General features: G+C 62.5%; 13 protein-coding genes and 3 tRNA genes. 2 read left to right on the forward strand and 14 right to left on the reverse strand.

Annotated features, from left to right (window positions below; genetic code table 11):
- Positions 1 to 39 precede the first annotated feature (39 nt).
- The 5 genes from ABIC76_RS19850 to uvrC all read right to left on the reverse strand — a co-directional run bounded on the left by ABIC76_RS19850 (position 40) and on the right by uvrC (position 3163).
- A tRNA-Cys gene (locus tag ABIC76_RS19850) sits at positions 40 to 113 on the reverse strand.
- 92 nt (positions 114 to 205) lie between these two features.
- Positions 206 to 281 (reverse strand) — tRNA-Gly (locus tag ABIC76_RS19855).
- A gap of 53 nt (positions 282 to 334) precedes the next feature.
- A tRNA-Gly gene (locus ABIC76_RS19860) sits at positions 335 to 410 on the reverse strand.
- 136 nt (positions 411 to 546) lie between these two features.
- Positions 547 to 1122 (reverse strand): CDP-diacylglycerol--glycerol-3-phosphate 3-phosphatidyltransferase, encoded by a 576-nt coding sequence (gene pgsA / locus ABIC76_RS19865; RefSeq protein WP_343548313.1) that lies wholly within the window; start codon positions 1120 to 1122, stop codon positions 547 to 549.
- 67 nt (positions 1123 to 1189) lie between these two features.
- Positions 1190 to 3163, reverse strand: coding sequence for an excinuclease ABC subunit UvrC (uvrC, locus tag ABIC76_RS19870; RefSeq protein WP_354534987.1), 1974 nt, complete (start codon positions 3161 to 3163; stop codon positions 1190 to 1192).
- 92 nt (positions 3164 to 3255) lie between these two features.
- On the opposite strand from uvrC, the gene earP reads away from it, so the two are divergent.
- Complete coding sequence (gene earP / locus ABIC76_RS19875) at positions 3256 to 4449, forward strand: elongation factor P maturation arginine rhamnosyltransferase EarP (protein ID WP_354534988.1); 1194 nt, start codon at positions 3256 to 3258, stop codon at positions 4447 to 4449.
- A 122-nt stretch (positions 4450 to 4571) separates the two neighbouring features.
- A complete protein-coding gene (efp, locus tag ABIC76_RS19880; RefSeq protein WP_027677743.1) occupies positions 4572 to 5141 on the forward strand; it encodes an elongation factor P in 570 nt (189 codons plus the stop codon).
- A 75-nt stretch (positions 5142 to 5216) separates the two neighbouring features.
- On the opposite strand, the gene nagZ is transcribed toward efp, so the two are convergent.
- From nagZ to lepA, 9 genes are all read right to left on the reverse strand, one after another.
- Positions 5217 to 6266 carry a beta-N-acetylhexosaminidase gene (nagZ, locus tag ABIC76_RS19885; RefSeq protein WP_316888055.1) on the reverse strand — a complete coding sequence of 350 codons (1050 nt, stop codon included), beginning with the start codon at positions 6264 to 6266 and terminating at the stop codon, positions 5217 to 5219.
- The gene (gene acpS, locus ABIC76_RS19890; protein WP_354534989.1) at positions 6263 to 6706 is read right to left on the reverse strand and encodes a holo-ACP synthase; all 444 of its coding nucleotides are present in this window, start codon (positions 6704 to 6706) and stop codon (positions 6263 to 6265) included. The genes nagZ and acpS overlap by 4 nt, the downstream gene beginning before the upstream one ends.
- Positions 6703 to 7494: a pyridoxine 5'-phosphate synthase gene (pdxJ, locus tag ABIC76_RS19895; protein WP_027677746.1), complete on the reverse strand. Its 792-nt coding sequence runs from the start codon at positions 7492 to 7494 to the stop codon at positions 6703 to 6705. The genes acpS and pdxJ overlap by 4 nt, the downstream gene beginning before the upstream one ends.
- On the reverse strand, positions 7491 to 8312 hold the full coding sequence (gene recO, locus ABIC76_RS19900) for a DNA repair protein RecO (RefSeq protein ID WP_027677747.1): 822 nt from the start codon (positions 8310 to 8312) through the stop codon (positions 7491 to 7493). The genes pdxJ and recO overlap by 4 nt, the downstream gene beginning before the upstream one ends.
- Positions 8313 to 8344: 32 nt before the next feature.
- Entirely contained in the window at positions 8345 to 9283 is a 939-nt protein-coding gene (era, locus tag ABIC76_RS19905) for a GTPase Era (RefSeq protein ID WP_004635627.1), read from the reverse strand.
- 7 nt (positions 9284 to 9290) lie between these two features.
- Positions 9291 to 10061 carry a ribonuclease III gene (gene rnc / locus ABIC76_RS19910; protein WP_027677748.1) on the reverse strand — a complete coding sequence of 257 codons (771 nt, stop codon included), beginning with the start codon at positions 10059 to 10061 and terminating at the stop codon, positions 9291 to 9293.
- A 1-nt stretch (position 10062) separates the two neighbouring features.
- Positions 10063 to 10431 carry a DUF4845 domain-containing protein gene (locus ABIC76_RS19915; RefSeq protein WP_027677749.1) on the reverse strand — a complete coding sequence of 123 codons (369 nt, stop codon included), beginning with the start codon at positions 10429 to 10431 and terminating at the stop codon, positions 10063 to 10065.
- 62 nt (positions 10432 to 10493) lie between these two features.
- Positions 10494 to 11387: a signal peptidase I gene (gene lepB / locus ABIC76_RS19920; RefSeq protein ID WP_354534990.1), complete on the reverse strand. Its 894-nt coding sequence runs from the start codon at positions 11385 to 11387 to the stop codon at positions 10494 to 10496.
- Positions 11388 to 11417: 30 nt separating this feature from the next.
- Positions 11418 to 13217 (reverse strand): translation elongation factor 4, encoded by a 1800-nt coding sequence (gene lepA / locus ABIC76_RS19925; protein ID WP_027677751.1) that lies wholly within the window; start codon positions 13215 to 13217, stop codon positions 11418 to 11420.
- Positions 13218 to 13429 lie beyond the last annotated feature (212 nt).

Genomic DNA, 13429 nt, shown 5'->3' on the forward strand with positions numbered 1-13429 from the left:
AACAAAAAGCCCCGAACCAGTCGGGGCTTTTTTTTATTCTGGAGGCGGAGGCCGGAATCGAACCGGCGTACACGGCTTTGCAGGCCGCTGCATAACCACTTTGCTACCCCGCCAGGGGCTCAGCACCGCATTGTAGCAATTCATGAAGAACCGCGTGTTTGCCGTGCCGATAAAGAAAAAGGGAAGCAAGGCTTCCCTTCGGGATTGGAGCGGGAAACGAGGCTCGAACTCGCGACCTCAACCTTGGCAAGGTTGCGCTCTACCAACTGAGCTATTCCCGCGTAACCGGTTATGCCGCTGCGCCATCACATCAACACAGCCACATATTTAAAATTGGAGCGGGAAACGAGGCTCGAACTCGCGACCTCAACCTTGGCAAGGTTGCGCTCTACCAACTGAGCTATTCCCGCATTTTTGGCTACCAGCACTGCCGTACAACCTTTGTGCTGCCAGACCGTTTGCGTCACATCACTGCAACGCGAGAACGAGATTATGGCAAAGAAGAATCGTCCTCGTCAACACTTTTGCGCAAGAGTTTTTACAGGCTCATTTTGCGCGCTCGCGGATCTGCGGCCACGCGAGCTTCATGTAGTACGCCATCGACCACAGCGTGAGCACCGCCGCCACGTAAATGAGCCACGTGCCCCACACCTGCGCGTCAATCATGTCCAACAGGCGGCCTTCGAACAGCAGCAGCGGAATGGCGATCATCTGGAAGGTCGTCTTCAGCTTGCCGAGGAAGTTCACGGCCACGCTCTTCGACGCGCCAATCTGCGCCATCCATTCACGCAGGGCAGAGATGGTGATCTCGCGGCCGATGATGACGAGCGCGATGACGTCGGACACGCGCCCCAACGACAGCAGCACCAGCAGCGCAGCGGCCACCATCAGTTTGTCCGCGACCGGATCGAGAAAAGCGCCGAAGGCGGAGGTCTGGTTCCAGCGGCGGGCAAGAAAGCCGTCGAACCAATCCGTGAGGCTTGCAACGATGAAAAACACCGCGGCCGTCAGGTTCTTGGTGGGCAGCGCCATCCAGGTGTCCGGCACGTAGAACACGCCCACCACCAGCGGGATCATGGCCACACGCAGCCAGGTCAGGAGGATCGGGAAGTTGAAAGGCATGGCAAATCGAGAGGACAACCGCCGCGCAAGCTTCAACCTACGCGGCAAGATGGGGCATTGTCGCCGATCAATGCAACTGACGGTAGATTTCTTCGGCCAGGGTCTGCGAGATGCCTTCGACCGTGGCGAGTTCGTCGACGCTCGCGGCCATCACGCCACGCAGGCCACCGAAGCGCGCCAGCAAACGCTGCCGACGCTTGGCGCCGATGCCTTCGATTTCTTCCAGCCGCGACGTGTTGCGCGCCTTGGCTCGCTTGGCACGCATGCCGGTGATGGCAAAGCGGTGCGCCTCATCGCGAATCTGCGCGACGAGCATCAGCGCGGCGCTGCCCTGGCCCAGCTCCAGTGACGGACGGCCATCGGCAAAGATCAGCGTTTCGAGGCCGACCTTGCGCCCCTCGCCCTTGGCCACGCCGACGAGCAATCCAATATCGAGCCCCAGCTCTTCAAACACCTGGCGGGCGACTTCCACCTGCCCCTTGCCGCCGTCGATCAGCACGATGCTCGGCATGTTCGGCGTGTCTTCGCCAGCCTGCTCGACGATCTTCTGGTAGCGCCGCGTGAGGACCTGCCGCATGGCCGCGTAGTCGTCACCGGGTGTGATGTCCTGGATGTTGTAGCGACGGTATTCGCTGTTTTGCATGGCGTGGCTGTGAAAGACCACGCAGGAGGCTTGCGTGGCCTCGCCGGCGGTGTGGCTGATGTCGAAACATTCGACGCGCAGCGCGGCAAGGTCTTCGAGATCGATGCCGATGGTCTCGGCCAGTGCGCGCGTACGAGCCTGTTGACTGCCTTGCTCGGAAAGCCGGCGCATCAGCGACAGCTCGGCGCCCTTCTCCGCCATTTCAAGCCAGGCGCGACGCCCGCCCTGAGGCTGGCGCACAACCGAAATGCGACGCCCCGCCTGCTCGGCCAGCGCATCGATCAACTCGGTTGCATGAATCTGATGGCTGACCACCAGCACCGGCGGCACGAACTGATCGAGATAGTGCTGCGCAACGAACGCTTCCAGGATGTCACTGGCCATGCGCTCGGCATCGCGTGATGTTTCTGCCGCAGCGTCGCCGCCGGCCTCGACATCCACGCCGACGATGGCGGCGCCCTCTTCCACGTGCGTGGGGAAGTAAGCCTTGTCGCCCAGATGCCGGCCGCCGCGCACCATCGCGAGGTTCACGCAGGCGTGGCCGCCCTTGATGGCAACGGCCAGGATGTCGATGTCGCTGGCGTGGCCGACCTCTTCAACCGACTGCTGCTTGAGCACCGTCGACAACGCGCCGATCTGGTCGCGCACGACGGCGGCCTGCTCGAATGCCAGCGATTCGGAATAGCGCTGCATCTTGTCCTGCAGCGTCTGCATGACCTCGTCCTGGCGGCCCTGCAGGAAACCCGCCGCGTTGGCGACGTCGCGCGCGTAATCCTCCGGGCTGATCGCCTGGACGCATGGGCCGCTGCAGCGATGGATCTGATGGAGGAGGCACGGCCGCGTGCGGTTGTTGAAGACGGTGTCTTCGCACGTGCGAAGCTGGAACACCTTCTGCAGGATCTGCATGCTTTCACGCACCGCATGCGCGCTCGGAAACGGGCCGAAGTACTGGTGCTTGCGATCGGTCGCGCCCCGGTAATACGCCATGCGCGGATAGGCGTGATGCGTGAGCTTCAGATACGGATACGACTTGTCGTCGCGAAACAGGATGTTGTAGCGCGGCGCCAGCGCCTTGATGAGGTTGTTCTCGAGCAGCAGCGCTTCGGCCTCGCTGCGCACGACGGTGGTGTCGATGCGCGCGATCTTCGCCACCATCATCGCGATGCGCGGCGAAAGCAGCGTTTTGTTGAAATAGCTCGACACGCGCTTCTTGAGGTCGCGTGCCTTGCCCACGTAGAGCACGTTGCCCTGCGCATCAAAGTAGCGATACACGCCCGGCAGATTCGGCAGGCGCGCGATCTGCGCTTTCGCGTCGAATTCGGGCACGTTGCCGGGCGCGCTCGGCTCGACGCTCTCGGGCGTCTCGGGGGGCTGGGGTTGCGTGGGGTCGGACGACATGGCGTTCGCTGGATCAGAGGCCGTCAGTGTAGAACAAGCTGCCGACTACAATGTCGGCCCGCCCTTCTTCGCTGCCCGACTCGCCTTCCTGCATGCGCACCATCACATCCTGGGATCTCTTCTGCCGCGTCGTCGACAATTACGGCGACATCGGCGTCTGCTGGCGTCTGGCCCGCCAGCTTGTACAAGAGCACGGCCATACCGTCCGCTTGTGGGTCGACGATCTCCGCTCGTTCGAGAAGATCTGCCCCGCAGTCGACGCTCAAGCCGACGCGCAGCGAGTCTCGGGCGTCGATATCCGCCAATGGACTGACGATGCGCAGGTCGCCAATCTCCTCGCCGCCGATGCGCACCCAGGTTTGCACGACGTGGTGATTGGCGCGTTCGCATGCGCCGTTCCGGAGCCCGTGCTGACGCTCATGGCGGAGCGGGCATCGGAAGGCGTGGCGCCGGTTTGGCTCAATCTGGAATACCTGAGCGCGGAGAACTGGGTGGCCGAGCATCACGCGATGCAATCACCACATCTGCGGCTGCCGCTCGTCAAACACTTCTTCTTCCCCGGCTTTGCACGCAACACCGGCGGCGTCCTGCGGGAATCGCATCTGGGCGCGCAACGCAAAACGTTCCAGGCGAGCCCCGCCGCACACCAGGCGTTGTGGCACCGCCTCGGCGTCGACGACCTCGTGCGCCACAACCCCGACGCCCTGCGCGTAAGCCTGTTCGCTTATGCCAACCCGGCCCTGGCGACGCTGGTCTCTCAATGGGAAGCCTCGCCCCAACCGGTGATCTGCCTGGTGCCCGAAGGTTTGGCCGCCCAGCAGATCGCCGAGCTAATGGGCGATGCCGGCTCTGCCAAGACGGGCGCGCGCTGGACGCGTGGCAACCTCACGGTGGCAGTCGTGCCGTTCGTGCCACAGGAGCACTATGACCCACTGCTGTGGGCATGCGACATCAATTTCGTACGCGGGGAAGACTCCTTCGTGCGCGCCCAGTGGGCGCTGAAGCCGTTTGTCTGGCACATCTACCCCCAAAGCGACGACGTACACCTCGTCAAGCTCGACGCATTTCTGGCGCGCTATACGCCAGCCCTGACAGAGGCCGATGCCAAAGCGCTGATCTCGTTCTGGCACGCCTGGAATGGTGCGCCGGCATCACTCAATTGGACGGACTTTGCAGCCGTTGCGCCTCGCCTGCGCGTACGGGCCGTCACCTGGGAGCAAAGCTTGATGCAACTGGGCGATCTCGCCGCGAATTTGGTGGCATTTTGCGAAAAACAGGTAAAATAGCGGGCTGATCTGTATGCGACCCCCGGCTCTGACCTGGTTCGCGCGGCCCGGAGGGTATCGCGCGGTGCTTCGTTGCTTGGCGCGCATCGAACCCTCTTACTCTCAGGAACTGTGAAATGGCTTTGAAAATCGCGCAAGAACTCCGCGCTGGCAACGTGTTCATGATCGGCAACGACGCAATGGTCGTGCTCAAGACCGAGTACAGCCGTTCGGGCCGTTCGGGCGCCGTCGTCAAGATGAAGTACAAGAACCTGCTGACGGGCGCAGGCGGCGAGTCGGTGTTCAACGCCGACGACAAGATGGACCAGGTCATCCTGGAGAAGAAGGAAGCCGAGTACTCCTACTTCGACGGCTCGATGTACGTGTTCATGGATCCGGTCACGTACGAACAGTACAACGTTGAGCCCGCCGCCATGGGCAGCGCGCTGAACTACCTGCAAGACGGCATGAAGGTCGAAGTGACGTTCTACAACGAGAACGCCATCTCGGTGGAACTGCCGACCACGGTTGTCCGCGAAATCGTCTACACCGAGCCGGCAGTCAAGGGCGACACGTCGTCGGGTAAGGTGCTGAAGGCAGCTCGCATCAACGACAACGAAGAATTCGTGATCATGGTGCCGCTGTTCTGCAACATCGGCGAGAAGATCGAAATCGATACGCGTACCGACGAGTACCGCAGCCGCGCCAAGTAAGCTGGCGCCGCAGCAAGAAGAAAGGCTCCCTCGGGAGCCTTTTCTTTTACCACCACGCTTTGTGCGTTTCTGGGGCTAAGCGATGAGCTTCGCCTCGCGCAACGTGCGCAGCGCCTGCCTGTAGGCCGATTGCTGCTGCAGCTTCGCCCAGTCCTTCACGGCCCGGCCGCCAAACAACCGGCGCACGCGCCGCTGCGATGCCTTGCCCATGGGCACGTCCAGCTCGCCGAGCAGTTGATCGGCCTTCTCCGGCGCGTTGCAGATCAGCACCATGTCGCAGCCGGCCGTGAGCGCCGCGCGCGCGCCGTCGACCACCGTGCCGGCAACGCTCGCGCCTTCCATGCTCAGGTCATCGCTGAAGATCACGCCGTCGAAGTTGAAATGCGCGCGCAGCATGTCCTGCAGCCAGAAGCGAGAGAAGCCCGCCGGGTTCGGGTCGACGGCCGAGTAAATCACGTGTGCCGGCATGACGGATTGCAGGCCGATACCCATCCAGCCGTAGGGCTGCGCGTCGTCGGCAAGGATCGCCTCCAGCGGGCGCTCGTCCACCGGCACAGCAATGTGCGAATCGGCTTGGACGTAGCCGTGACCGGGGAAATGCTTGCCGCAATTGGACATGCCGGCCAGGCGCAGGCCCAGCGTCAGGTGGTTGGCGAGCATCGTGACCACGCGCGGGTCGCGATGGAACGCGCGATCGCCGATCACGCTGCTGCTGCCGTAGTCGAGATCGAGCACGGGCGTGAAGCTGAGGTCGATATCGCAGGCGCGGAGTTCGGCGGCCAGCACGTAGCCGCAAGCGGTGGCGGCGCGCGTCGCGGCCAGCACATCGGTGTCCCACAGCTTGCCCAGCGCGCCCATGGCGGGCAGGTGCGTGAAGCCGTCGGTCTTGGCACGCTGCACGCGACCGCCTTCGTGGTCGATGCAAATCAGCACGTCGTTGCGAATCGCGCGAATGGCTTGCGTGAGCGCCGTCAACTGCGCGCGCGATTCAAAGTTCCGCGCAAACAGGATCACGCCACCCGTCAACGGATGGGCAATGCGGCGAACGTCGTCGGGGCCGAGTTTCAGGCCGGCCACATCCAGAACGATCGGGCCGGGGTGCTTCTGTTTTTTGGTTTGAGTCATGCGGAGGATTTCGTTTGCAACTCGGCGACTGCGAAGGCGACTGCGTAGTCGCGCTCGTCCGTCACGCTGATCTGGATATGAAGGCCGTGCTGCGCAATCCAGTCGGCCAGTTCGCCGCTGTAGCGCACCACCGGTTGGCCGGAGGGCAAGTTGAGCGTCTGTACCGCACGCCACGTCATGGGCCAGCGCATGCCCAGGCCGATGGCCTTGGACACGGCTTCCTTTGCGGCAAAGCGCGTGGCAAGAAACGCGAGGCCACGTCGCTCTGAACGCGCCTTGCGGGCATGGTAGATACGCAGCTCCTCGGGGCCGAGCACCTTTTCGGCGAAGCGGCCATTGGTCCGCTGCATCACGCCTTCAACGCGCTCAATCTGGATGATGTCGGTGCCGATGCCATAAATGGCACCGGACACCGAGGCGGCTGCAGCCCGTTCGCTCATACAGGCACGCCCGGGTGTGCGGCGGCCGGCGTCGTGGATGACAACCGCGCTGCAACCATGATCGCCTTCATCTCGCGCACGGCGTTCTGCCAACCGGCAAACACCGCATGCGCAACGACGGCGTGCCCGATGTTGAGTTCATGGATGCCGGCGATGGCGGCAATCGGCTGCACGTTCGTGTAGTGGAGACCGTGGCCGGCGTTCACACGCACGCCCCAGCGGATGCCCTCTTCCACCGCGGTCTCGATGCGGACAAGTTCTGCCCGCAACTCGGCGTCGTCGGTCGCTTCGGCATAGCGGCCCGTGTGCAGTTCGATGACGGGCGCGCCGGCCGCGGCGGCGGCCTCGATCTGCGCCGCATCCGGATCGATGAACAGCGACACGCGGATCCCCGCATCGGCCAGTTGCTTGCAAGCGGCTTGCACCTTGGCAAAACCGCCGACAACGTCCAGCCCGCCTTCGGTGGTCACTTCCTGACGGCGCTCGGGCACGAGGCAGACATCCTGCGGGCCGACGTCGCATGCGATGTCGAGCATCTCCTGCGTGACCGCGCACTCGAGGTTCATGCGTGTGCGCAATTGCGGCCGCAACGCGCGCACATCGGCATCCTTGATGTGGCGGCGATCTTCGCGCAGGTGCAGCGTGATGAGATCGGCGCCGGCTTCTTCAGCCAACAGCGCCGCGGCGATCGGGTCCGGGTACGTGGTGCCGCGCGCGTTGCGCAGTGTGGCGACGTGGTCGATGTTGATACCCAGGTCGATGATTCCCGGCGAGGCATGAAAGATCATAATTTCTGCAAGTCGATCAGGATCTGGCGCGTCGAAAGCGGCGTGCCATGCAAATGATAATGCAGCAGGAAACGCATCAGGCTGCGGCTTTGCTGCGCGGTCGTGGGGCGTGAGGCGTAGTCGTCGTGTTCCATGTCGATCAGCGTCTGGCCGCGCAATACAGGCCAGGACGACGGATCGCTGGGCAGCGTGCGCCGGATGCCGCGCTCGGGGTGATAGACGTATTCGGCATCGGCCTGCACGGGTTCGCCGTCGATGCAGCGGTCGAGCTGCGCGGCAAAGCCCGTCTCACGCAGCAGAACACGCTCGAACGCCCGCAGCGTGAAGGCCGCGGGCTCGCCATGGGCCAGCTTATTGAGGGTTTCGACGTAATGCGCGAACAGGACCGGGTGGCCGTCTTCGCGAGCGACAAACTTGACGAGCAGTTCGTTCAGGTAGAACCCGGACAGCAGCCCTTCTCCGCCCAGCGGCAGCATGCCGCCGACCCACTCTGCGCGCGTGAGCGTGCGCACATCACCGCGCCCGCTCCAGGACAACGAAAGCGGCTGGAACGTCTGCAACACCGCACGCAGCGCCGAATGCGGCCGCTTGGCCCCCTTGGCGACCAGCGCCATGCGCCCGTAGTCCGGCGTGAAGACGTCGATGATGAGGCTGGTTTCCCGATACGGATAACTGTGCAGCACGAACGCCGGCTGCGCAGCAACACGCGTTTCGGAACGCCCGGCAGGAAAACTCTTGCGCGGCGCGGCGCCGGCAACGCCTTCCTCGGCCAGCCATTCCGCGGCCTCGTCCGGAATCGGATCGGATCGTCCCGCCATCGAGCGTGTGTAGAAGTGGCGCGGCTAGGTGGTTATTCGTAGCCGTAGGCGCGCAGGCCGGCTTCGTTGTCGGCCCAACCGCTCTTGACCTTGATCCAGACCTCCAGATACACCTTGCCGTCGAACAGTTTTTCCATGTCCATACGGGCTTCGGTGGAGATCTGCTTGAGCTTCGCGCCCTTCGCACCGATGATCATCGCCTTGTGCGCGTCGCGATCGACCAGAATGGTCACGAACACGCGGCGCAGGCGGCCTTCGGTTTCGAATTTGTCGACGATGACGGTGCTGGAATACGGCAACTCGTCGCCCGTCCAGCGGAACACCTTCTCGCGAACGATTTCGGCAGCCAGGAAGCGCTCGCTGCGATCGGTCAGCGCTTCCGGGTCGTACATCGGCTCACCTTCCGGCAGATACGGGCGCACGATGCCGAGCAGTCGATCGATGTCGTCGCGGTTCTTGGCCGACATCGGCACGATTTCGGCAAACGGAAACACCTGCGCCATGTCCTGCAAGAACACGGCGACCATCTCGGCGCGCGTGTACGCATCAAGCCGATCGACCTTGTTGACGATCAGGATCACGGGCGTCTCGCGCGGCAGCAGCGAAAGCACCTTTTCGTCGTCCGGGCCGTAGCGACCGGCTTCGACCACGAACAACACCGCATCCACCGACGTAAGCGTGGACGTGACCGCGCGGTTCAGCGAACGGTTCAGCGCGGTGGCGTGACGTGTCTGAAAGCCTGGCGTATCGACGAAGACGAACTGGGCGTCATCCGTCGTCTGAATGCCCGTGATGCGGTGGCGCGTGGTCTGCGCCTTGCGCGATGTGATGCTGACTTTCTGGCCCACGAGGGCGTTCATCAGCGTAGATTTGCCGACGTTCGGCCGCCCGACAATGGCGACCATGCCGCAGCGGAACCCCTCCGGCACGCCAGATTCTGGCTGCGGAGGCTGCAATGGGGTGTCGCTCATTTACTGATTATTCCTTCAACCTGAGAGACAACTGCGGATCGGGCGGCGTGGCCTGCTTGCGCGTCTTGCCGGTGCGCTCGGCGCGGCTGCGCTTGACGAGCTGCGGCACCAGGCGATGCGCTTCTTCCAAGGCCAGCTTGGCCGCCGATTGTTCGGCCGCGCGCCGCGATGCCCCGTTGCCGGAGACGCGAATCTCCAGCTTGGGGATCGAGCACTCGACCTCGAATTGCTGATTATGCGCCGCGCCGTGGGTAGCCACCACCGTATACAGCGGCAACGCAATCTTGTGACCTTGGAGGTACTCCTGCAACAGCGTCTTGGCGTCCTTGCCGAGCGTGCGCGGGTCGACCTGCTCAAGGATCGGGATATAGAGCTTGCGGATCAGCGTGCGGGCGGCATCGAAGCCGCCGTCGAGGAACACTGCCCCGAAAATCGCTTCCAGCGCATCGGCCAGGATAGACGGACGGCGGAAACCGCCGCTCTTCAACTCACCTTCGCCCAAACGCAGGGCATCGGGCAACTGCAACATCTGCGCGATCTCGTACAGCGCCTGTTGCTTGACCAGATTGGCCCGCACGCGCGAGAGATCGCCTTCATCCAGCTTGCCGAACATGCCGTAGAGCATGTCCGCGACAGCGCAGTTCAGGATCGAATCGCCAAGAAATTCCAGGCGCTCGTTGTGCATCGCACTGTGGCTGCGATGCGTGAGCGCCTGCTGCAGCAACTCCGGTTTGCTGAAGCGGTAGCCAAGACGTTGCTGTAGTGCATCCAGACTCATGTCAACGCTGGGTCCCCGAATAGGTGATCACCAGACCGATGGGGCCGTACAGCGGCACTTCACGCTTGTAAGAGAAACGCACCGCCTGAATGGAGCCACCGCCGTCCAGCACTTCCAGATCTTCGCCCTTGATCGACGTGATGTCATCAATCGCGGCCTGCTTGTCGAAGGCATTGGCAATCTCTTCGCGCGTGCTGGCACGTTCGCGCGCCTGCTTCACAGCACGCGTGATAGCTTGGTATTCCATCAGGCTCGGCACAGACCGAATGGCGGGCAGCACAAACGTGATCAGCACGATGATGCCGATCAGGATGCCAAACATCGTAATCCCGCGCGACGGGCGTTTGAGACCGGTCTGACGAATCCGCATTGCATTTCCCCCGTTTTGCAATTGCCGAGTTTTACTAAGATATCTCTGCGTCACTTATCGGATCAGTGAAAAGCACCGATCCGTTTCAGGTCACTCAGATTCATCCAGATGAAGAAGGCCTTCCCGACGATGTTCTTGTCCGGCACGAAGCCCCAGTAACGGGAATCCGCGCTGTTGTCGCGATTATCGCCCATCATGAAATAGTGACCTGCAGGTACCTTGCAAGTGAAGCCGGTCTGATTGTATGTGCAGTTCTCGCGGAACGGAAAATCATCCGGGCCGGAGACATAGGCCGGGCGGTCCGCGTCGTTCAGGATGTTGTGCGTCACGTTGCCCAGCGTCTCCTGGTACTGCTTCGAGTAGGTCAGACGCTCGCCATCAAGGTAGTCGGACTGCGGCGCGTAGGTCGCCGGCTGGCCGTTCACTGTCAGACGCTTGTTGTCGTACTTCACCACGTCACCGGGCACGCCGATCACGCGCTTGATGTAATCCATCGACTCGTCTTTCGGATAGCGGAAGACCATCACGTCGCCACGCTTCGGCTGGTTCAGCTCCATGATCTTCTTGTTCACGATCGGCAAACGAATGCCATAGGTGTACTTGTTGACGAGGATGAAATCGCCGATCTGCAGCGTCGGAATCATCGAGCCCGACGGAATCTTGAACGGCTCGATCACGAACGAGCGCAGCAGGAACACCGCGGCAATCACCGGGAAGAAGCTGGCGGTGTATTCCAGCCACCAGGGCTGGCGCAGCTTGTCTTCGGCCAGTTGCAAACGCGCTGCACCGATGTCGCCACCGCCGCCGTACTGCGCCTGCACCTGCGCGCGCGCATCAAATTCAGCGAGTGCCGCGGCCGCGGCCGCCTGACGTTGACGCTGGAATACGAGCTTGTCGGCCACCCATGCGATACCGGTGAGCACGACGAGAACAAACAGAATCAGGGCGAAGTTCATGGAGGAGAGATCGTCCGAGCGATGTCTGGATTATTTTTCTTCGACGCGCAGGATGGCCAGGAAAGCCTCTTGCGGAATTTCAACGGTGCCAACCTGCTTCATGCGCTTCTTGCCCTCTTTCTGCTTCTCGAGGAGCTTCTTCTTGCGCGAGATATCGCCGCCGTAGCACTTGGCCAGCACGTTCTTGCGCAGCGCCTTGACGTTCTCACGCGCGATCACGTTCGCGCCAATGGCCGCCTGGATCGCCACGTCGTACATCTGGCGCGGAATGATCTCGCGCATCTTGGCGGCCACTTCACGGCCACGGTACGTGCTGTTCGAACGGTGGACGATGATGGACAGCGCATCGACCTTGTCGCCGTTGATCAGGATGTCGACCTTGACCACGTCCGACACGCGGTATTCCTTGAACTCGTAATCCATCGACGCATAACCGCGCGAGACGGATTTCAGCCGATCGAAGAAGTCCAGCACGATCTCGCCCATCGGGATTTCGTAGGTCAGCTGGACCTGGCGGCCGTGGTAGCTCATGTTGATCTGCGAGCCACGCTTCTGCTCGCACAGCGTGATGACGGCGCCCACGTAATCCTGCGGCATGTACAGATTGACGGTGACGATCGGCTCGAGAATCGCCTCGATCTTGCTCGGGTCGGCCGGCATCTTGGCCGGGTTTTCCACCTGCACCATCGTGCCATCGCGCAACTGCACCTGATAGACCACCGTCGGCGCGGTGGTGATCAGATCCATGTCGAATTCGCGCTCCAGGCGCTCCTGCACGATTTCCATGTGCAGCAGGCCCAGGAAGCCGCAGCGGAAGCCGAAGCCGAGCGCCTGCGACACTTCCGGCTCGTACTGCAACGACGCGTCGTTGAGCTTGAGCTTTTCGAGCGATTCACGCAGCGCTTCGTATTGATTGGCTTCCACCGGATACAGGCCGGCAAACACCTGCGGCTTGACTTCCTTGAAGCCCGGCAGCGGCGCTTCGGCCTTGCGCGGCGCTACGTGCGTGATGGTGTCACCCACCTTGGCCGCCTTGAGTTCCTTGATGCCGGCGATGACGAAGCCCACCTGCCCCGCCGACAACGATTCACGCGGCACCGACTTCGGCGAAAACACGCCCACCTGCTCCACCAAATGCTGCGCACCGGTTGCCATCAGCAGGACTTTGTCCTTGGCGCGCAGCGTGCCGTTCACCACGCGCACGAGCATCACCACGCCGACGTAGTTGTCGAACCACGAGTCGATGATCAGCGCTTGCAGCGGCGCAGCCGGGTCGCCCTTCGGCGCCGGCACTTTGGCGATCAGCGCTTCAAGCACGTCCGCCACGCCCACGCCAGTCTTGGCAGAGCAACGCGTCGCATCGGTGGCGTCGATGCCGATGACGTCTTCGATTTCCTGGATCGCGTTTTCCGGATCGGCTGCAGGCAAGTCGATTTTGTTGAGCACCGGCACCACTTCCACGCCCAGCTCGATGGCGGTGTAGCAGTTGGCGACGGTCTGCGCTTCCACACCTTGCGAAGCATCGACCACCAGAAGCGCGCCCTCGCACGCGGACAGCGAGCGGCTGACCTCGTAGCTGAAGTCGACGTGTCCCGGGGTATCGATCAGGTTGAGGTTGTAGACCTTGCCGTCTTGAGCCTTATAAGACAGCGCGGCAGTCTGCGCCTTGATGGTGATGCCGCGCTCCTTCTCGATGTCCATCGAGTCCAGCACCTGGGCCTCCATCTCGCGGTCGGAGAGCCCGCCACACAACTGGATGATGCGGTCGGCCAGCGTCGATTTGCCGTGGTCGATGTGGGCGATGATCGAGAAATTACGGATATTGTCCATCGAATGCGTCGAAAAGCGCCCATCCCGGGCGCGTCTGCCGGGAGCGCGAGCGGTTCCGGCAAGGCCGGCGCGCGTTGGCTGCGCCGGCGGGAGGTATTGGGTTCCAAGCCGAGGTCGCGGCACAAGAATCGTGCACTGCAAAAATCGGCGCTAACAGGCGATTTTACCGGATTTCAGTGGGCTTCCCGCGCCTCTTTTTGCGGCAGCGGCGT

Source organism: Ralstonia sp. 1138 (genome assembly GCF_040544795.1).
GTDB classification, from domain to species: domain Bacteria; phylum Pseudomonadota; class Gammaproteobacteria; order Burkholderiales; family Burkholderiaceae; genus Ralstonia; species Ralstonia flatus.